This window comes from Acinetobacter sp. YT-02 (assembly GCF_002412355.1).
Lineage (GTDB): Bacteria > Pseudomonadota > Gammaproteobacteria > Pseudomonadales > Moraxellaceae > Acinetobacter > Acinetobacter towneri.
Genome location: NZ_NOZT01000050.1, coordinates 1 through 21,626 on the forward strand (window position 1 = coordinate 1; position 21,626 = coordinate 21,626).

General features: G+C 41.0%; 16 protein-coding genes. 3 read left to right on the top strand and 13 right to left on the bottom strand.

Annotation, left to right across the window (positions count from 1 at the left end; all coding sequences use genetic code 11):
* Positions 1-397: 397 nt before the first annotated feature.
* Together CF596_RS11940 and CF596_RS11945 are read right to left on the bottom strand one after the other, a co-directional pair.
* Complete coding sequence (locus CF596_RS11940; RefSeq protein ID WP_096902613.1) at positions 398-1,393, bottom strand: Fic family protein; 996 nt, start codon at positions 1,391-1,393, stop codon at positions 398-400.
* 36 nt (positions 1,394-1,429) lie between these two features.
* Positions 1,430-2,431 (bottom strand): hypothetical protein, encoded by a 1,002-nt coding sequence (locus CF596_RS11945; RefSeq protein WP_096902599.1) that lies wholly within the window; start codon positions 2,429-2,431, stop codon positions 1,430-1,432.
* Positions 2,432-2,534: 103 nt separating this feature from the next.
* On the opposite strand from CF596_RS11945, the gene CF596_RS11950 reads away from it, so the two are divergent.
* Positions 2,535-3,419, top strand: a complete 885-nt coding sequence (locus CF596_RS11950) for a competence protein CoiA family protein (RefSeq protein WP_096902600.1) — start codon at positions 2,535-2,537, stop codon at positions 3,417-3,419.
* Between the two features lie 195 nt (positions 3,420-3,614).
* On the opposite strand, the gene CF596_RS11955 is transcribed toward CF596_RS11950, so the two are convergent.
* The 6 genes from CF596_RS11955 to CF596_RS11980 all read right to left on the bottom strand — a co-directional run bounded on the left by CF596_RS11955 (position 3,615) and on the right by CF596_RS11980 (position 15,438).
* The gene (locus CF596_RS11955; RefSeq protein WP_096902601.1) at positions 3,615-5,525 is read right to left on the bottom strand and encodes a DUF262 domain-containing protein; all 1,911 of its coding nucleotides are present in this window, start codon (positions 5,523-5,525) and stop codon (positions 3,615-3,617) included.
* An 11-nt stretch (positions 5,526-5,536) separates the two neighbouring features.
* Positions 5,537-7,279 carry a DUF262 domain-containing protein gene (locus tag CF596_RS11960; RefSeq protein WP_075168040.1) on the bottom strand — a complete coding sequence of 581 codons (1,743 nt, stop codon included), beginning with the start codon at positions 7,277-7,279 and terminating at the stop codon, positions 5,537-5,539.
* 272 nt (positions 7,280-7,551) lie between these two features.
* Positions 7,552-10,800: a DEAD/DEAH box helicase family protein gene (locus CF596_RS11965; protein WP_096902602.1), complete on the bottom strand. Its 3,249-nt coding sequence runs from the start codon at positions 10,798-10,800 to the stop codon at positions 7,552-7,554.
* Positions 10,797-11,846 carry a PDDEXK nuclease domain-containing protein gene (locus tag CF596_RS11970; RefSeq protein WP_096902603.1) on the bottom strand — a complete coding sequence of 350 codons (1,050 nt, stop codon included), beginning with the start codon at positions 11,844-11,846 and terminating at the stop codon, positions 10,797-10,799. Before CF596_RS11970 ends, CF596_RS11965 begins: the two co-directional genes overlap by 4 nt.
* Entirely contained in the window at positions 11,843-13,153 is a 1,311-nt protein-coding gene (locus CF596_RS11975; RefSeq protein WP_096902604.1) for a restriction endonuclease subunit S, read from the bottom strand. The genes CF596_RS11970 and CF596_RS11975 overlap by 4 nt, the downstream gene beginning before the upstream one ends.
* Positions 13,153-15,438: a class I SAM-dependent DNA methyltransferase gene (locus CF596_RS11980; protein WP_096902605.1), complete on the bottom strand. Its 2,286-nt coding sequence runs from the start codon at positions 15,436-15,438 to the stop codon at positions 13,153-13,155. Before CF596_RS11980 ends, CF596_RS11975 begins: the two co-directional genes overlap by 1 nt.
* A gap of 297 nt (positions 15,439-15,735) precedes the next feature.
* Here CF596_RS11980 and CF596_RS11985 point away from each other — a divergent pair, with 297 nt between their 5' ends.
* A complete protein-coding gene (locus CF596_RS11985) occupies positions 15,736-15,906 on the top strand; it encodes a YhfG family protein (protein WP_096902606.1) in 171 nt (56 codons plus the stop codon).
* Positions 15,907-15,918: 12 nt separating this feature from the next.
* Positions 15,919-16,515, top strand: coding sequence for a putative adenosine monophosphate-protein transferase Fic (locus tag CF596_RS11990; protein WP_096902607.1), 597 nt, complete (start codon positions 15,919-15,921; stop codon positions 16,513-16,515).
* Between the two features lie 33 nt (positions 16,516-16,548).
* Here the strand turns inward: CF596_RS11990 and CF596_RS11995 are convergent, their stop codons facing one another.
* The 5 genes from CF596_RS11995 to CF596_RS12015 form a co-directional block, all read right to left on the bottom strand.
* A complete protein-coding gene (locus CF596_RS11995) occupies positions 16,549-16,776 on the bottom strand; it encodes an AlpA family phage regulatory protein (RefSeq protein WP_075168047.1) in 228 nt (75 codons plus the stop codon).
* A 94-nt stretch (positions 16,777-16,870) separates the two neighbouring features.
* Entirely contained in the window at positions 16,871-17,767 is an 897-nt protein-coding gene (locus tag CF596_RS12000) for a hydrolase or metal-binding protein (protein ID WP_075168048.1), read from the bottom strand.
* A 97-nt stretch (positions 17,768-17,864) separates the two neighbouring features.
* Complete coding sequence (locus CF596_RS12005) at positions 17,865-18,941, bottom strand: lambda-exonuclease family protein (RefSeq protein ID WP_096902608.1); 1,077 nt, start codon at positions 18,939-18,941, stop codon at positions 17,865-17,867.
* 164 nt (positions 18,942-19,105) lie between these two features.
* Positions 19,106-20,146 carry a DUF932 domain-containing protein gene (locus tag CF596_RS12010; RefSeq protein WP_096902609.1) on the bottom strand — a complete coding sequence of 347 codons (1,041 nt, stop codon included), beginning with the start codon at positions 20,144-20,146 and terminating at the stop codon, positions 19,106-19,108.
* Between the two features lie 311 nt (positions 20,147-20,457).
* Entirely contained in the window at positions 20,458-21,429 is a 972-nt protein-coding gene (locus CF596_RS12015) for an inovirus-type Gp2 protein (protein ID WP_096902610.1), read from the bottom strand.
* Positions 21,430-21,626 lie beyond the last annotated feature (197 nt).

A 21,626-nucleotide genomic window follows, 5' to 3' on the forward strand; every position in this document is an offset into this window, starting at 1 on the left:
CATGCAGAATCTCCTGCTCGTATCTTAAGAGAAAATTCTACTTTTAGATCCTATTATTTTTAGGGGGGATTACCGTGTCAATTAAATTAAGAAGCTAAAGCTTCTTTTCGGATTCTCAACTCACATTAGGAACATCCCTCATCTAACAAACTGAATATCTTAAGGACTTTTTTAATTGTATTTCTCTTAATAAAAGTCAATAAGTTGATAAGAGCGAAATTGAGATGGTGGCAATTGAAACAAATTAATAACATACTGATCTTTCATTGATTTCAGGTGAATTTACAATACCTTTTACCCATCTTTTACCCGATAATTTTTTAGGTGTTTTTTCAGGTTAAATTTTGTTTACAGCATAAAGTGGAATCTAAATAAAAAAACCTGATTCCAACAAATTTTATATCCTCTTTAATCTATATTTTTGCTTTGGACTTTTTGGCTTATCAGGAATGGTACGCTCAATCAACCCTGCTTCAATTGCTGGATTGAGATAGTTCTTTTGAAATGTAGCCCGATGTGACAACCCCAATAATGACATCAATTCAGCTAGCGTGTATTCATGTTTATCCATCAAAGTAACCAGGCGCTTAACTTGATCGCTGTCTTGTACACCAGCTTGATCGCTAGCTTGATCGGTGACTGTAGAACTTAGAATCGCAACCAAAATCATCTGTAATATAAACTCTATAAATGGCGCTGAATCCGTCTGATCAGTACTGGCTTGCAAAGCATCGTAATAGGCTTTTTGATTTTGATAAATGAGGCTGTCAACAGGTATATTGACAAAAATAGGATTCCACTGACTCAATATCAGTGTCTGCCAAAGCCTGCCCATACGGCCATTACCATCAGCAAAAGGATGGATAAATTCAAATTCATAATGAAAAACTGAGCTTTTAATCAATGGATGCTCTGGGCTTTCATCCAGCCACTGCAATAGTTCCCCGATTAAACGATTCACCTGGTTAGCTGGTGGAGCCATATGTACCACCCGATCACCAGACATTACACCAACCCCACCATGACGGAATTGTCCAACTTCATCAATTAACCCCGTCATTAATATTTGATGGGCTTGCAATAAGTCCTGCCCACTGCTGGGTTTCCATTGCTGAAATGCCTCATAGGCTTTTATTGCATTACGGACTTCTTGGACTTCTTTGGGTGAAGCAATCACAGGTTTACCATTCAAGATCGCAGTAATCTGTTCTTCGCTTAATGTATTGCCTTCTATCGCAAGTGAGCCCTGAATGGTTCTAATTCGATTGGCTTTTCTTAGTTTTAATCCATCCTGAATTTGAGTCAGTACCGTCAAACGCCCTATAGACTCACTAATCTGAGCGACCAAGTGAATAATTTTTGAAGTAATCGTATAAGGCGGTTGGTATTTCATGCTGTTTTCCATGCACTTACTACTGGCTGTTTGGTATTAAACCCCAAGATACTTCCCTTTCATAGTCACCCGATCAAAACTATACACATGGGCAAATGGACTCTCGGCACAACGTCCAACCAATGGTGCATTTTGATCTGGCTTCCCGTCTCTTAAAACAATATCTGCCGTACAAATCGGGCAAGTGGCTGTAAAGCGGGTAAATCGCGTGATTTGGTTCCTCTCCTTATCTCTATACATCTCAATTTCAGCATCAAGTTCATTTAAAGATAAAAAGATCATCGGTGCTTTAATGACACGATGCTCTGGTAGGTTCCAAATCGGAATAAATTCATACTTCCACAGCAACCACGTAAAAAAAACGACTCCAAATAAAATCAGTAAATTAAATGAGGTAAAGCTTTGTCCTTCTCGAACCAGTACCAAAGCAACGACAATTAAATACAACAACCAGAAAATAACCGATGAAAAAATTACCGATATAAGAAATAGCCCTCGCAGACTTCTATTCTTCATTTCCCCATTTTTGAAAAAGAATCTATAAAACCATGAAATTTTAATAGCAGATGGCTCACTACGATGATACTCCACGAATTCAATATGACTAAATTCATCTGGCGCATCCGCTTGTTGATCTACTATTTCAAATCGTTTTTTTTCAATATCTAGCCAATACAATTTTTCGTTGCCTTTCCCACCTTTAGTTTCATTAGTTTTAACTACAGGGAAATAACCTAACTCCTGAAAAGGTTGATGCTCAGCCTGAATGATATTAGTGAGAACGATATTCAATTTTTTATCATCAATCCACTTTTGCAATTCCTTAGGGTCAATTTCATCTGCGGCTTGGGTGCTTCCTTCATATCGGGCTTTTAGCTTCCAACGGGTAAAGGTGACTTTTTCATCATGACCATTTTGCAGTGCATCTATTGAATCTGCACACATGACTTTCAAACATTCGTATGCCTTACCTGTTTGCAGAAAATCAGAGAGTTCATTTTGTAATTTTTTAAGAACTTGTAATTTATTATCAGTCACTTATACCCCCACATACCCGTATTCCACCCCTAAATACGGTGTTGGACAGATTAAAACACAAGCATAGTGAATGAGTAAATTAACTTCCTGAAGGAATTATAAAATGACCATGCTTATTGCTTTAGATGAAAATAAAAATTTGATCCATATTACTGATGCAGTTCGTGGACTTGCCTGTAACTGCACATGCTTTGAATGTGGTGAAATAGTTTTAGCCCGTAAAGGTGAAATCAAAGAACATCATTTTGCCCATGCCAGTAATAAAGATAGCTGTGCTATTCAACCTGAAAGCGTACTACATAAATATGCCAAACAAGTCATTATTGAATCTATGGGAGTACTGCTGCCTGAGGTTCCCAATTTAGACATTGAGGCAACCTGGTGGACATTCGATAAAATTATCCCTGAATTTCATCTAGGATTAATTCGCCCGGATTTGGCCTGTTATATTGATGAAGAACCGATTTTTATAGAAATTGCAGTGACCCATTTCATTGATGAAGATAAACTGAAAATCATTAAATCCATGAATGTTAAAACTGTTGAAATAGATTTGTCCGGGCTGCTCAATTCCGATTTGGTGATCCCCAGTGATGAGGCTAAAAAGCTAATTCTTGAGAGCTTGGAACATAAAACTTGGTTATTTCCAGCACTTCCAAAGCCGTGCCTAGTCGATTTAATAGGCTATAAAAATCAATCAGTTGAAGAAAAATCTGATAGCTCTACGGATTCAACTCAATTTCCCACGGCATCCACTTGGGAAGACTACCAATTCACCATTAATGGGATTTGGGTACATGCCCGTAAATTTTCTGGTGGAATGCTTTCAGTGAATTGCACTTATAACCCTGAAATTATTGCGATGTTAAAACAATGGCGTAATGAAGGTGGCGGTCGATATAATAACAAATACAAATCCTGGAATTATTGGCAGCCATTTTCAGAAACGGTATTGGAGCGATTATATCAACTGCATTCTATTGGATGAATAAAGAGCCATCTGCATTTTGATGGCTATTCAGAAGGTATCCAGAGATATTTGAGGCAGCTTCAAAATGAGGCTACCTCATGTCTAGGATACTGGGAGCAGTCCAACCTGACATTAATTTTGAACGCTCTCTAAGGATTGTCAGATCTCATTTGAGCTATGCAATTGATTATAAGGGGTAATCTAATTAACTCACTAAATTACCTCTTCACAGAGTAAGCGTCCCTCATCACTATTGGCTACTCTACTTAATGGTATCAACCAACAACGACTATCATCACGACTAATCGCAACATAATGTTGTTTTGATTTTTCTAATAATCCAGGTTCTTGAATCAGTCTTTTTTTCCAATTTGGCATATCTTTAGGAATTTGATAGTCAGCTATAACCTCTGCTGGATGATTATCCACTAACAATTGCGTTAACTCTTTAAGATAATAGTTATATTCTGAGAGCGATTTTTTTAAATCTTCAGTGTTTGCAATCAAACATCGTTTAGGCTGGTTTAGAGCATACAACCAAGACCCCCAGTAGTAATAAAATTTATTATCCCCTATTGTCAACAATACTCGTCTAATGTCATTAGTAATATCATTAGCATTAAAATATTTTTCAACCACATTAGTTCTTATCTTATTCAGTTGTGTTGGATCGAATGTAGCTAGACAATCAAGAGCAAATTTAATTCTACCCTGACAAAATTTTGTATCTTCCAATTGATGGATAGGTTGTTTATTATCCATAGATACTATAATAGTTTTTGCCTTAAGCCCCTCTTCTTCAACTTGTTTAGAAGCAAACTTTGAAATTACAGAATTTTCGCTTAGATATTTATAAATATCATTGCTTCCTTGTGCTAATTCTCTAACTAAGCCTAATGCACCAATAAATGATTCATCATTATCAATAGTTGAGTTATTGACAACATTTCTAATCACTCGCATCCAATCAGCAAAGTTATCTGAATCAAACTTTGCATTTATATTTAAATAACTGGTTTGAGCAAAAAACATCACTCTTTGTGGATAGGTAATGCCCTCTGATTTAACAATAAGTTCAAAGAAATTTTCATAATTAATATCTTTAAAATGCAAATATTTCATCATCGGTAGAGATGAGTTAAGTTGTTTAAAATCTACTCGGCTATAGCTATCCAAAGTTTGCACAAGATAATCAAATGAATTTTTATCAAACATTCCCGGCATCAATAATGTCGGTTCATTAGAAATTTGTTGGATGTTTTCTTTTTTAGTCCTTGTTATCAAATAAATATTGCTAATTAATTGCAAGAAACCATCATCAAAAAGATCATTTTCATCGCGAAAACACCATAATAAATCTGTCCAGGTGTTATCAATTTTATAAGCAAGTTTTTCTGTTGGAATAAGAGATTTTTCCTCCCAATTGTCTACTGAAATTTGTTTTTCTAATAACGCCTTAAAATTTTCAAACGTAGTTAGCGGTTTACCTCGTGCATTCATTTTTATATATAGATCATCAGATAGCCCAAAGTTATCTAAATCCAAATGGTAAAATTGAATCAACTTTGTATCGGTGAGTTTTTGCCAACCTTGCTCTATATTGTAAAATTTGTGATGAATAGCATCCAGCATGTTCAGCATAGCCGAAATAGTAGGATCATTCTTCCACGATAAGAAAAACCACGGCCTATCAATAATAATTTCAGACAATTTATCCGTGCTTTGCAAATGGTCTATATCAATATTTTCACTGACTAGTGCCTCACAGAATTCTCGTGAACTAATACGAGTTTCATAGCTAAAATTTTTAAAAAATTTCTTAAACTCACTCAATAGATTAGCTTTTTTAGCAAAATACCAGTGCAGCAAATATAAGGTTGTAAGTCGCTGTTGGCCATCTAAAGGTTGCATGGTGTCATCGACCTGACTACCATAAATAAAATCTAATTCAATTCCTTGACTGAACTCCAATGTATTGTGCAGTGTATTTAAAAAACGCTCTCTCACTTTAATCTGTTCAGGACGTCCTTGAGCATAATCACGTTGAATAATAGGAATTTCAATTTTTGAATTTTGTAAAAGTTGCCAAAATGTCATTTTTTCAGCTGTTTTTTTATTATCCATTTTGATCGCCCTTAGTTAGATGTATTGCATAGAGAATTGATAGTGTTGTTTAAGTCGCTAAAATACAACTCTTTATCTTTTTCACCCCAAAAGCTCATTTGGCTCACATCTTCACTATAGAATTTCATAAATACGTTCTTTGTACAAATTGGAACAAATATACCTGCTTTTTCTCGTTCAATAATGGTATTCCGTTTCATTGGAAACACAGCATTCTTATAACTACGGTTAGTATGGGTATCTAGTAGAACTAGATTATTAATGTTATCTACTTCTCCCTGATTATCTTCAAATTCTTTCAAGAAATTACGATAAAAATCATCAAAGTTAACAAGATCTAAACTAACTGCCTCTAATTGCTCCCGTAACTCAGGCTTAAGTACATTTTTCGTAGCAAAGTTTCTCACTTCATCCAACCAGTCACGTTTATGCTTATCTGTGTGAGGTGGCTCTTCAGCAATCGCAGTAATATGCTCAACATCCCATTTTTCTTTTTTAAAACGATCAAATGGAAAACGATTCGTTTCATTTTCATTATTCAACATGGTTTGAATATTATGTAACAGCAAAATAGGACGGATCTTTTCCGAGCGATATTTCAGCATACTAATATCATCTTTGCTGATAACAGCATCACAGATCTTTTGATTTAGATCATTTAGAAATTCGGATTTAGATTTGCCCCGACTAGAATCTAAAATGTCCTTAATTCTTGATCCTGTGGCTACCAAAAAACCAACTTTATGATAGAGCTTACGGTCGTTGTACCACTCTTCAAGTGTCTGGAAACATTGTTTGACTTGTTTCCAGACTTCCTTGATGCTGCTTTCTTTCAACTTCTCAACAAAATGTCTAAAGGTATAAAACTCATCATGACTTTTCTCCAACTTATTTGCGATTAAGTCAAAGATGAACTCAATACGAGTAGTGGTCGTACTTTTATTATTTAAAAAATACCAAAACGAATCATGTTGTAAAGTGTATTCGATACGATCCCACTCACTAGCAATCTCTAATTGTTTGAGTTTGATTTTTGCTTTATCTTTGTCTTTTACATCAGCAAAATTTGAATTATTTAAGAAGAGTGCTTTGATCAGTTCAGCATTGGTCAGAGGAATTTTGCCAACATTGATACGCGTAAAAACTTCCACGGAGTCACTATCGGTTTCATACCAGATAACTTTTGTGTGACGAATAAGTTTTGATTCAAACTCTCCAGTATCTAATGTTTCTAAGCGATCACTAAAACTCATTACCCACTGATGAATAGTATTATAAGCTGTGCTAATAAAATGAAAGTCTATGTTTTGATCATTAATAGCAACCGTATCTGTTTCTTCATCAACTTCCAACTGTTTAAGAAAATTTTCACTATTCGCTCTAGTTTGATATCTCAAAGAAAATTCGACAAGTTTTTGCTTACCCTTCCACATTTCATTGATGTAGTGAACGACTAAAAACAGAGTTGTTAATCGTTGTTGTCCATCAATAACCTCGTACCAATCTTTACTTTCATCAAGGTTAAATGTTGTTTTTGCATTAGCATCCATTGGTTTAATAACTAAAGGTTGTAAGCAATACCAAGATTTTTCTCCAAGCTCATTGGTTTTTGGCTCAAATTCTTTAATATCATTTAAGAAGTCTTTAATTTGTTGTGGTGACCATCGATAGCCCCTTTGGTAAGAAGGAATAAAAAAATTTTTATCCAATAATTGCTGGATACTCATCGGTTCAATTAAAAGTTGTGTATTCATGGACTTCTCAAAATCATTATTTAATCAATTGATTACATTCTTTATAAATTGATTAACATCAAATATTTTTCATACTTCTTGAAACTCATTGTACAAAGCAGTCTTATTAATCACTCAAGCATGATTTATACAGGATCAGAAATTAACAGCAGATCTTATAAGTTCTTGCCAGAATCTAGTTTTTTGTAAAAATTGTGCTGTAGCCAACCAATTCATTTTCACCCCCTTTACTCTAAAATAGAGTTGTCATAAAAAATCTAAAATGCTTAAAACTATCGATTGCTCAACATATCAAAAATCACCCGTGCAAAGATGCTGGCCTTCGCCGGATCAGACAGTAACTGCATCATCTGTTCCTGATGCGCGGCACTGCTACCCAGAATGGCATCATCCATGGCTTTCGGGAAATCGCCCAGCATGGCCTGTTCACGGGTATTGTTGGCGATCTGCTTCATCACAATCTCATTTTCAGCCAGCTTGTCGCGTACCGTATAGGCATAGTTCAGCATGTCTTTATCGGTTAGGTTATCAGTGATAAAGACATCATTCAGACGCTCAATGATCTGTGACAGGAACTCTTCTTTCTTATCGCGTGGCTTGGCTGCACCGAGGTCATTGCCCGGTTCCAGCTTAAAATCTTCGGCATCTTCTTTCAGCTTGATGTCTTGCTGACGGATCTTGGACAAGCGGTAATGGCTCATACTGACATTACTTAGATCTACCTCATCATCTTTCGTTGCGGTTTCACGCAGCAATGGACGCAGGTTACGCACATACAGACTAAGTTTTTCCAGTTCTTTGTCATCGTAGTCCACGATCTGCGACATAAACTCGTAAAAACGGGTAAAGCTGCCCAAGTCTTTTTTAAAGATTTCCAGCTTGTCTTTTTCAAGCTTGGCCTCTTTAAAGGCATTGTCGGCATTGGCAATCAGCACCGCATCATTGGTTTTCTTGCAGCGTTCCAGCATATCTCGGGTGGTGTTATAGGCTTCGATGGCCTGACTATAACGTTTCTGCCAGCGTTCAACCGCCGGTTTGCAGATATTACTGATCGCAGCATTGGATTTGTTCTTGGTAAAGAAGGCTTCTACAAACTGTTCAACTTCCGTCCACAGAAAAATCTTGCTGGCTTTCAGCTTTTCAAACAAGTCAAAGATCTGATCTGGATTGGAAACATCGGCTAATTCTGCGGTTTGATAGTAAGGCTGGAAGGCCCCAAGAATGTCTTTAGGATCGTTAAAGAAATCCAAGACAAAGGTGCCAGATTCCGCTTTGCCCGGATAGGTGCGGTTCAGGCGTGATAAGGTCTGTACGCACTCAACACCACCCAGCTTTTTGTCTACGTACATGGCACACAGTTTCGGTTGGTCAAAGCCAGTCTGGAACTTGTTGGCCACCAACATCACCTGATAGTCATCACTGTCAAAGGCCTTGCGCATTTCCCGACCTTTCAGTCCCGGGTTCATGTTGCGTTCATTAAAGGTCTGCCCGACTAAACCACTGCTGTCGGTATCCTTGTCATTAAACTCAACCTCACCCGAGAATGCGACCATAGCCTGAATGGACTTATAGCCCTGATCCGTCACGTATTTGTCAAAGGCCAGCTTGTAACGCACAGCTTCTTTACGTGAACTGGTCACCACCATGGCTTTAGCCTGCCCACCCAATAAGCCCATCACGTTATTTTTGAAATGCTCGACAATGACTTTCACTTTCTGAGAAATGTTGTGGTCATGCAGGCGCACCCACTGATTCAGTCTGATCTTGGCTTTTTTGGCATCGACCTGTTTGTCGGCTTCTTCAATTTTCTGTTTTAGCTTATACACCACTTTATAGTTAGTATAGTTTTTCAGCACATCCAGAATAAAGCCTTCTTCAATGGCTTGGCGCATGGAGTAAACATGGAAGGCTTCTGGCTTGTTTTGCTTGGAGGGTGGTAGCTCAGGATTGGGTACACGGCCAAACAGTTGCAGGGTTTTGTCTTTCGGTGTCGCGGTAAAGGCATAGTAGCTGAGGTTATTACTGCCCTTACGTGCAGCCACCACCGCATCCAGAATATCTTCCGAAGACAATTCAGCATCCTCTTCGCGCTCTTCCAGCATCAACACTTCTTTCAGTTGTCGTGCCGTAGAGCCGCTTTGCGAAGAATGCGCTTCATCGGCAATCACCGCATAGCGTCGCTGTTTAAGATTGGTACTGTTTTCAATCGCACGCAGCACAAAGGGGAAAGTCTGGATGGTCACAATGATAATCGGCTGTGAGGTTTCCAGTGCCTTGGCCAGTTTTTCCGATTTGGAGCCATCACCCTCTTTGTTATTGATGCGTCCGACCACGCCATCGGCATGTTCAAACTGGTAGATGGTGTCCTGTAACTGGGCATCCAGAATGGTACGATCCGTGACCACAATCACCGAATCAAACAGTTTCAGATTGTGTTGATCGTACAGGGTCGACAGCTGATGTGCTGTCCAGGCAATCGAGTTGGACTTACCTGAACCTGCACTGTGCTGAATCAGATATTTCTGTCCAGTGCCCTCCTCTAAGGCGGCATTGATCAGTTTGGTGACCACATTCCACTGGTGGTAACGTGGGAAGATCAGCAGTTCTTTTTTGTACTTGCGTCCTTCCCAGTCTTCTTTTTCTTCAATTTGCAGATGGACAAAACGTCCAATGATATTCAGCAAATTGTCCGGTGTGAGGACTTCATTCCACAGATAGGCGGTGGCGTACTGATTCTGGTCTTCTGGCACATCATTGCCTGCGCCACCGTCATGCGTGCCTTTATTGAATGGCAGGAAGAAAGTATCTTCTCCGGCCAGTTGGGTCGCCATATAGACTTCGTATTGACTCACGGCAAAGTGTACCAATGCGCCACGCTTAAACATCAGCAAGGGTTCAGGCTTGTTGGTTTCTGGATCTTTCGGCAAGCGGGTACGTTTGTACTGCAACATGGCATTCTGCACCGCCTGTTTAAACTCGGACTTGAGTTCCAGTGTTGCCACAGGAAAGCCGTTTATAAACAGCACCAGGTCAATGCGCCATTTCTTGGCCTGTTTGCCCATGTCCTGTAACTCGGCAGCCGTAGCATACGGGCTATAGACCAGCTCTGGCACAATGCGGCAGATGTTCTTTTTGTAATTGGCTAAGGTATCGGGATTCAGCGCATGTTCAGGTTTAAACTGACACAGGAAAAATCGTGCGCTGCGGGTTTTCACTCCATGACGAAGCACACCCAAGGTGCCATAGGTACGCGACTGTTCATCGGTGGCATTGATGTCGGCTTTCTTTAGCTGGGCCACCACGGCATCGAGAAAATGCCGTTCGGTATCCTGCGGAAAGATGCGCTGGAACTTCTGCCAGTCTTGTGCTTGGGTTTGTTGCACAAAATCCAGTACGTCCTGCTCATACAAGGCGGTTTCACGGTTGTAGCCTTGTGGCGTACCAAGTTGCCAGCCTTGAGCCAGCATCTGTTGAATAATATCGTTCTGGAAAATGCTTTCGCGGGTGGCATCCATGTTTATGATTCTCCATCGGCAAGCAAGCGTTGTTTAGCACGTTCCATAGCAAGTTGTAAGCGTTGTTCCAGGATTTCTTTGGGTGGCAAAACCGTCATGTATTCAGCCACATGAATATCCGAGCTTTCCAAGTCCAGCAATTCAATTTGCTCATGTTTTTTAGAAGTACAGAAAATAATGCCCAGCGGTGGGTTTTCACCTTCTTCCTGTTCGTATTTAGCCAGCCAGCGTAAATACAGTTCCATCTGGCTTTTATGCGAATGCCGGAATTTTTCAGTTTTCAGGTCAATCGCGACCAGTCGTTTGAGTTTGCGGTTATAAAACAACAGGTCAATGTAGAAATCATCTTCATCAATCTGAATACGCTTCTGGCGGGCAATAAAGGTAAAGCCTGAACCAAGCTCTAAAAGAAACTGCTCAATATCGCGCAAAATGGCATCTTCTAAATCTTTTTCCAGATAGCGGTCATTCAGATCGAGAAAGTCCAGAATATAAGGATCTTTGAGCAAGAGCTGCTGATGTACAACCCCTTGTTCCTTGAGCTGTTGCAGTTCATGCAGAATGGTTTCATCCGGTTTTTTGGAAATGGCGGTGCGTTCAAACAGCATTGAACCGATGCGTTCATCCAGCGTTCGTGTAGACCAGCGTTCCTGCACGGCCATGCTGAGATAAAACTCTCGTTTGATGTGGTCATCTATATACATCAGGGTTTTAAGATGCGTCCAGCTTAATTGTCCACGCACTGCATGGACAATGTTAATATCATCAAAAACTTCTGCAAATTTAACATAGTAGTTGAGCTGTGACTTTCCCCAGCCTCGGCCTAATTGCGCTGTCAGGGCTTTGGATAAATTGCCAATGATGTGTTGCCCATATTCTGCCCGCTCCCCTTTTAATATTTCCTGTCGGATACGTTGTCCCACCGACCAATACAGCAAGGTCAGTTCGGCATTGACGGCTACGGCTGCGCGCTGTTTGGCCGTATGAACGAGTGAAACAATCTCTTGGGGCAGTTGTGGCAAAGCTAAGCTCGTTAATGAATGCTCACTCATGCGCTTAACTCCGTGTCTGCCTCAGTAACGCTTGGAGCTTGCCAATTACGAACGTCAATTTTCCCAGTCACTGCGGCTGAGATCAGGGCGGTGCGGCGTTCTTTTAATAATTCAATTTGCTCACAAGCTCTACCAATTAAATGACTAAATTTTATTTTTTGTTCAGCTATGAACACATAAATAGCTTCTTGCTCATTTGTGTCTGGTGCCACTGCTACAATTTCATTTAATATTGCAATATTGATAACTCCCATCGTTCCCCCTCTAGAGAGTTGCTCAAATTGCTTAAATACAGCTTCACTCTTAAGAAATTCTCGATAAAAATATGAATTATGATCTTTAGAAAGAGTAGCTTTTATTAGGCGAGGGTTAATTATGCCTTTTTCCCCATTTGAAGGAAAAACGGCTATTTTACCGAATGTACCCACACAACTTATTAGAATATCTCCTGGATCAACCGCATATCTAGCTAACTCTTTATAGTTTTTTTCAGAAATATAATAATCGCCTATTTCAAAATTATTTGGAATTACTTGCTCTTGACCATAAACTTTAAAACCTTGATTAACATACATATCTTTAGTAATACTAGAACCAAATGGTCCAGCAACAATACTGTCACACAAGAATTTAAAACGAGTTACTTTCCAATGCTCCGGCACTTCCCCTAACCACTCCACACCCGAATCTTTCATCGGAACATTTGGATCGAGTCCTTTGGTCACGGCATGGCTAATCACCGCCTGACGTTTTTCTTTCAGCAGTTCAATCAGTTGTTGTTGTTTTTCAATCAGGTGATCGATTTTGGCAGTTTCATAGTTGAGATATTCAACAATCTTAAATTGTTCTTGTTCGGGTGGCAGAGCAAAACTAATTTCTGCCATCTCATTATTCATAATTTTTGCACCATTTGTATCAGGGCGCTTATGAAATTGTGTAGCATATTGAAGTGCGTAATGACTAAATTTTAAATTGGAATTTTTTGTTATGGGTTGTAGTGTACCGCATACATTAGTGCAATTATGCTTACCTGAACGAATAAACACTGTTCCTGCATTTGCTCCATCAGTAGTCCATGTTAATTGTTCACAATCAAAATCAAATGTATTGATATAACCTAGACAACCATTATTTTGAGTTTGCGAAGAAAACACAGGATATAAACCATTATCCATCAGTTCCTCTTGTGAAATTACACGCCCTCGACCTATATCAAATAAATATTTAACTTTCTTTAAATTCCATTCTGTAGGAATTTTTTCAAATCCTAGAGAATGAGTTAATTTATATTCTTCGTATTGAGCCATTAAGAACGCACCTCTTGTAGCAGCTGCATAATCTCGGCACTCACCGCATCAAGATCTGTATCAATCTCGGCTAAGTCACGCGGTGGCTGGTACACGTAGAAATGACGGTTAAACGGAATTTCATAACCCACAATACCAATCTCGCCATCTTTTTCATCACGCTTGTCGGCATTGATCCAGGCATCCGGCACGTGTGGTTGTACTTCACGTTTGAAGTAATCTTCAATCAGCTCTGTGGTACTGACCTTTGGATTCAGTGCGATATTCTCGGCATCACGCAAATCCCCATCCTGCACAAACTCGACCACTTTGCCCTGGTAGCTGAACTGGCCATATAGTGGATTTTCCGCCTGTTTCACGACCTTGTTTATCACTGGTTCTGCTTCCGGATTCTTCCAGGTAATGGCATCTAACAGCTGTTTCTTCTCTTTGGCATCCAGCTTGATGTCGGTCTGCTTCAGGGCTTTCTTCAGCACTTCATCAAACTGGTTAAAATCATCAAACTGCTCAGTGCCAATCACCTCTTGTAACGCCTCGGCTTTTTCCATCAGGGCTTTCTGGAATAGCCAGATTTTGCTATCCAGTACCTCTTTAATGTCTTTTTCTTTTAGCTCAGGGAACTCGGCTTTAATCATGGCACGCACCTCAAGCGCCACGTCCTGCAACTGACCATAAGTTTCTGCTGTCCACGCTGTACCAAAGGCTGTGCCCAATTGCGCATCGATACTTTGCATCACGGCATTAAACGGTTTTGGCGCAAAACGTAATGCAGCAATCGCGCTATCCGTGATCTGTGTCGATAAACGTAATGGACGTTCAATGGTTACGCGACGGTAGCCAAATTCATGACTATCAAAAATCTTGCTGGCGAATGGTTTTTGCTGTTCGGTTTCGCCATCCTGCGCCAAGGTGTCTACCGCGACAAAGTCACCGTAATTTTGGGTAATGGTGGCAATTTCAGCTTCAGTCAGATAGTTACGTTTTGAACCCAGCGACTTACGCATTTTGGTACTGAGGTTTGAGGCATTAATCAGCTGTACCTTGCCTTTACGTTCAGCGGCTTTTTTATTGCTGAGTACCCAGATATAGGTGGCAATCCCGGTGTTGTAGAACATGTCGTTCGGTAAGGCAATAATGGCTTCCAGCAAATCGGCTTCTAAAATATAGCGACGGATCTCGCTTTCGCCACTGCCTGCACTACCGGTAAATAAAGGTGAACCATTCAGGATAATCCCGATGCGGCTACCGCTCTCGGTACTGCTGGCATCACGCATCTTGCTGATCAGGTGCATCAGGAATAATAGTGAACCATCCGATACCCGTGGCAAGCCTGCACCGAAACGGCCATCAAAGCCCTTGTGTTCATGTTCGTCCTTGATGTCCTGTTCGATCTTTTTCCAGTCCACACCAAAAGGTGGGTTAGATAACATATAGTCAAATTTATCCAATGCGAGCTGGTCATTCGACAGCGTGTTGCCGAGTTTAATCCGGCTCACGTCTTGGCCTTTGATCAGCATGTCGGCTTTACAGATGGCATAGGATTCCGGATTGAGTTCCTGACCAAACGCACGCATCACCGCATTCGGGTTCAGCTCATGCAGATATTCCATACCGGAAGAGAGGAAGCCACCCGTCCCGGCTGTAGGATCGTAAATGGTACGGATAATGCCGTCTTTAGTCAGGACGTCATCATCTTCCATAAACACCAGTGCAGTGGTCAAACGTACGATGTCACGCGGGGTAAAGTGTTCCCCAGCCGTTTCATTAGAACCTTCGGCAAAACGACGGATAAGTTCTTCAAACACCAAGCCCATGTCATGGTTGGATACGTTCTTTGGACTCAGATCCGTGGTAGCAAACTTTTGCACGACTTTATACAAAAGGTTGGCATCATCGAGTAAGCCTGCAAATTCGATGAAGTTAAAGTATTCAAATATCTCACGGGCATCTTTAGAGAAACTTTGCACATAGGTGCTTAAGTTGGCCTTGATATCACTCTGCCCCATTTTGCTGAGATCCATTGGGGAGGTGTTAAAGAAGGACAGACCATTGGTGGCACGCAGCAATAACTTTTCTTGAGCTTCTTCTGGCAAATTCAGCTTGGAGACTTTTTCATGTTCCGCCAATACCGCAGCCTTGCTTTCTTCCAGTACACATTCCAGACGACGTAACAAGGTAAATGGCAGAATGATGCGGCCATATTGCGATTGTTTGAAGTCTCCACGCAACAGGTCGGCAACCGACCAGATGAAAGAAGCGATTTGTGAAAAGTTATTGTTGGTCATAGTGTTCTGAAAAATCCTGGTTCTTATTTGACGCAGTAGCATCAACTGAAAACTTGCTTACCTTTATCTTACTGAAATTTTGTTGAACTTTTGGAAAAAAATAGTGATTAATCACTCAATTGATTTAACTAGGCGACAAGCCTTGTCGCTATAGGCCACGTGACTTTAGTTGTATAAGCGATAGCCCTGCGACTTCTTCATTCCAGCAGCTAGGATGCCGACACGACTCCATGTGCCTTTTATAGACTCGATCTGCTAAACTCAATTTATACTCCCTTGTTTAAAGGAACTTGAACTATGCTCCTTACCCTCGAACAGAAAAAAAAATATATCCAAGCTACGCGCTTGCAGAATTATCAAGCCAGTTTAAAGCTGGAAGGCATTAACCCGTCCTCAAACGCACCGGCATTAAGTAAAGCTCAGATTCTACAGAAATATAAGAAATTCTCACAGACCTCGGAATCGTGATCAGGCTTCCTTATGGATAAATATGGTGAAATGGGTGACAGCATTTACTGTTACCCCAACTCGGACGTACTCAAAAACAAGCTGAACATTCAGGATGCTGAAATTCTGCAACAGGCAGAACTGGAGTTGACTGAGTATGCCAGCACACGAATTGAGTATGCGGAGCCACCTTACGATCTCAAATACCTGCAATCCATTCACTTTCAGCTCTTTTCAGACCTGTATGCCTGGGCAGGTGAACTAAGACAAGTGGATATTGCCAAAGGTGATACCCGCTTTTGTACCTTCTCGCGTATTGAGATTGAAGCCAATAAGCTCTTCAAGCAACTTGAGCATCAGCACTATTTTCAAGGTTTAGCAAAACCAGTGCTTATCCAAAAAATTGCCGATTTTTATTGTGAACTCAACGTGATTCACCCATTTCGTGAAGGCAATGGACGCACCCAGCGTATCTTCTTTGAACACCTACTTGCTCACTGCGGCTATGGGGTACAGTGGAGTAAAATTAACAATAAGGAAGTCTGGATTCAGGCCAATATTGATGGATTCAACTGCCGGTTAGATGGACTGATCGCTATTTTTGAAGCCTGCATAATCACTCCTGAATAACAAAAAAATTAAGGGAGCCGAAGCTCCCATCCATTACCGGCTTTCCAACTTGGCTTCAATCCACTGATTGATTTCCCAAGCTGACCAACCAATACGGTTTTTTGTGATTTTCACTTTCTTGGGGAAAGTTTCATCGTAATAAGGTGAATTTTCATCCATCATCTCATAAATAGTTGATCGACAAACGCCAGTAAACTCTATGACTTGTTTGATATTAATGAGTTGATTCATTTGAAAAGTTTGACCGACAAATGTATTCATGACGAGTTCTCCTAAGATCATTTAAGCGAGCTGTCTTCTGCTCAAATGATCAGGACGTTCTGTAGAAATTTATTCCAAATTGATCCAAGCCAATCTAATTTACCGCACTGACACTTTGTTGCAGCCCCTGCTGAATCTCCTGTATGTAATCCATCACATCCGTCTGACCAGATTCAGGCTTAGTTTCTGTGCTGGCATAAAACTCTTCCAGCACATCTACTCCTTCCTCACTATTGACCTCAAACTTCGCATTCGCAAAACCCTGTCGTGCGATATGATCCAAAGCCTCCTGATAAAAACCTGCCTGTTTACTTTGTTCATCAATCTGTGTCGCTGTACGAATGGCTTCATGTAACTGAATCCCTTCCCTTAACGTCAGATCCACGTAATACACGGGTTGGCGATAGCTTTGCGTAGTACTCTTTCCCCTTAAAGTCAGCTGTAGGGGCAGACATGACAACAACCCTCCCGATGCCGCATGGTAGTAAGCTAAACGTGCAGCCAAGGTTCGGATGCTGTTAAAGCCAGTGGTTCTAAAGATGAAAGTGCCCAGTTCATCCGATTCATCCAAATTGACATGCAAACGCCCATAAGGCTTGCAGTGTCCACCTTGTGCCAACGAACAGAGATCTGGCGATGGACACGGATGCTGTTCGACGCCTTGACTGGTCAACCGCTGGCAGGTCTGTCCGTTACCTACACAAATCGGTCGTCCCGTCTGTCGGTCAAACATGCTGTACTCTGCTCTCAGATTCAGATCAGGGTCATTGAAGATCATTCTGACTGGAATGGAGCGCAGCTTTTGATTGGGAGCTTTGGCCCGTAGCTGCTCATCCAGTGGATGCTTGATCCAGCCGTCCTTACTCTGAATCTGACTGGTGATGGTGAACTGGTCATCTTTTTCTGGTAGGCGTTTACCATTCTTTTCGACCACCTTGCCAATACTGATACGACCAAGTACAGGCGGGGTAATTGCTAGACCTTTAATCATGTTGAATCTCCTAGAAATATTGAATAAAGAAATAAAAAATCCCATGCGCTGGGGCATGGGATCGGTATAGGCTTAGGTTAAGTTTGGTTGTTGTTGATTAACGATTGCTATAGATCTGGAAACGTCGTGTACCTGCACGGGTGAGGGGAAATTGTTCCAGCATTTCTGGGTGTAGTTTCAGCAAGGCCTTACTGTCCAAGCTGACAGAGTCCTTACTTTTCTTCCAGGTCACTGAACCGTTTGCAAACGTAGCGCGTTCTGCATCTTTCATTAAGGCCTGTATTTGATGCTTTAGTTCATCAAACTGAGTTTGGTGTTGCTCAATCTGGTTCTTCTCCTCAATCAATTGATCGAATAACTGATTGGCAAATTCCAGCTGACTGAGATCTTCTACCGTTAAAGGCTGATGCTCAGGATAGAGTTGCTGTAAGGCTTGTGCTGCCGACTCACTGGCATCTGCTGCCGGTGGCATATCACGCTGTACACATTCCCAGAAGTAGCGTTCCGCATGGATGATCTGTTGGATCAACGCTTCGTTGCGGGTGACTTTAAAAATCCGGGTTTCATGTCCACACAGCAAGACGCAGATATGCGCAGCCTGTTTACCGGTTACGGCCAGTTGATGCTGTACCTGACACAGAACATAGAGTGGAACACCGTCCCGCCATAGTTTACTGCCATACTCTCCTGCGGTTTTACATTCAAGGATCTGTACCTCATCGCTACCGACCACAGCATAGTCCAGATTGGCCAGCATAAAGGCTTTATCCGGATCAGGGTGCTGCAACACAGCATTGACCCGACGCACCTTATTGTTGGTCTGCATGCTGTAGTATTCGGCGACTAAAGGTTCAAGCTGCTTGCCCCAATATAGCGGTGCATGGCCTGAGCTTTCATCTTGAATGTTTTGCTGTACCCGACCCGTCTTGATCATCCACAGTTCCAGCATCGACATATGCGGATTGAGTCCGCATGCAGTGGCTGCATCACTACTGCCAATACCCTGTTTACGTACTTCTAACCACTGTTGATGATTGAGATCTTTGGTGTTGGCTAATCGTTTGGCTGCCATACTACGGTTGTTTTTATTTGATGCTGCTGGCTGCTGTGCCAATGGTTGTAATGGCAACAGGGATGGGTGAGATAGATTTGATAATTGAGCGACGTTGTTCATGATTTATCTCCTGATCATTGAATCTACAAATTTGCGGCATAAAAAAAACCACATCCGGGGAGATGTGGCCAAAGGGTAGTTTTGAGGTTCATGGAGAATTTAACCTTGATAGTAGATTAAGTTCTCGATCTTAAATAAAACTTAAGCCAGTAAATAAAACTGTATTAAGCAACCAATCTCAAGGCCTGTTCCAGTCCACGCTGTTTGAGTGCTGCGCCTGCACCAAACCATGCGGAATCAAGTCGGTGATCGGTACTCATGGCTCGACGCTCATGGTCTGCAAATTCAGTGATCGAACACAGCAAACCATAGGCGGTATCTTTGGCAGAGGAAAGTTCTGCCCCTCGTCCCTGTCCGTTAAACATCTCCATGACTTTACTCATGGCCCGTCCATTTGGCTCAGTTTTATTACTTGTGGAGTTACTGGCTTGTGCTGCCACATTCCGGTAGAACTGGATAATGTTATCCTCCTGGTCTTGTACGCTCATGGTTGTGTTATTGAACACAGCATCAAAGAAGGCAGCGGCTTCACCCTGAGTGACTTTACGCTGACTGAGCTGTTTCATTTCATACATGTGCTCATCCCAGGCACGCACGGAAATACCCAATTGCTGTTTGACTTTCTCGGCATCGAACTTGGTGCTATGTGGAACTTTGACTACACCAGCACTGCTACTCTGCCCACGTAAGGCAATTGCCAAAGTGTTGTTACACACCACACGAATCGAAGTGAACTGTGCCGTGGTTGCCAAGGTGCCATCACAAGCGGTTGCCAACAGGATGTAGCCATTGCTGACATCCTTACCTTTGAGTGCAGTAGATTGCCCTGTACGTGCCAATGCCCAGAATTTCTTACCCCCCTTGAGTACACCCGCAGTTTCAAGCTCAAAGCCCGATTGCTCAGTCAGATCCCGGTAGAACTCCAGAATCTCTCTAGGTTGTACTTCCTGATAACGCTGGCTAACGACTGATAAGGGGGCATGGGTATCAGAACGGTAGAGTACCCGTTGTTCTTCATAAGGCAGGATGATGCTCTGTCCACGTTCATTCTGTGCCATGTAGCTGACATTAGAGGATTCAATGCGCCAGTCCATCCCTGCCTGTTGTGCCCAGATTTCAATCGGTTGATTAGGGGTCAGTTGATTACCCAAGCCATGCCAAGGGGTATCACCGACATAAGCCATTTGTTCAATTTGATGTGCCATAGTTTTAGTCCTTATAAACAAAAAAGACTGCTCAATCTCACTCCCTTTATCAGGAATGAAATCGAGCAGTCTTCTATTTGATCGATGTAATTAGAACGGACTTATCACTTGATAAATCCAATTCCTGATTGATTCATATTGATGTTATATAACTGAAATATGTTTCAATCAGTCTTAGGAAACTTAGATCTTATGATGCTAGTAGCATAGCTTTCATCTCGCGGTAGTCGCATGATGCGTTTAAAACCACTTTTGCGGTTTATTCAAGATGGCTTTTTTGAGTAATAATGTATAAATCAAAAGTGCTGTGTTCAGCCTTTTTTGATCCCTCGTCTGCTGTCTATTTCAAATTTTCCATGCCCAAAAGTTTGCATACCCTTAGTAGTCTTTACCCTCAACCTTTGGCTTTCTTTGGTTTCCTTTGTGAGATACAAGCCAACTGTGAGTAATTTCTCCAAATCGCCTTCCACCTCCCGTGACAGTGTGCCAATGCCTATCTCATTACCCTGCATTATCAATTGGTTGATATATGCTCTATTATGCAGATTGTAATAAGTCCCTTGTTGGTTAGTCAGTTCAATCCACTTCTCACCAACTTGCTGTGCCAGATATGAACCTTTACGATGTTTATCCGCACTATAGATCAATAGCAAATGTACGTGATAACCACCATTTTCTGTTCCTTGCTCCATTGCCCAAGCGTAACCATGTAGATTTTCAAAACAGGTATCTTGATTTGATATGCGATTTCGCATCTTCTCAAAATGCTGATAAAACTGTTTAATATTGATGTCTGTCTGAGCTTCTTTTGTATATTTCAAATCCACCCGTACCACTAGTATCCGTGAATAATGCTTAAAAAGCTTCGTGAGATATTCCGCAAGACTTTTTGCATTATCAACTTCCTGTAAATGAAACTGCTGAATATCTGTATAGATACTGCTCTTACAAAGCTGAGCCTGTTGCAGTAGTTCCTGTAATTGTTCAGGTGTCAGTGAAAGTACAAAGTCATAGTTATCAGCTGTTTGATCATCTGATCCTATAGGTTGAAAAGGACTATAGCGTATCCCATCTAGTATTAATTTCAGCTTGATGAATGCTTGTAGGTAATCGCAGTAAAACAAATCTATATCATAGATAAGATCAAATTGCTCCAAAAGGTATTTGAAGTACGTCAATTGTTCAGAATAAAGTCCACAACTAATAATTTCTTGTGTGAATTTTTCAATATCCAATAGAATTTGGCTTTCTGAAAGTGGTTGATTTTGTCGTTGAGATGTCATTGTGTGAATTTCCTTTAGTTGGTTCATCTCATCAGTCACTTATGTATTTTTTTATTTTGAAAGCTATCTTATCTTGTTGTACCAATATTCAGTCAGGTATTGAATTCACTTACTTTTATGAGTTTGGGTTGAAGGCTTGAATAAATCTATGATTGCTCCGATTACGTATAGATCAATATGTGTTCACTATCATTAGT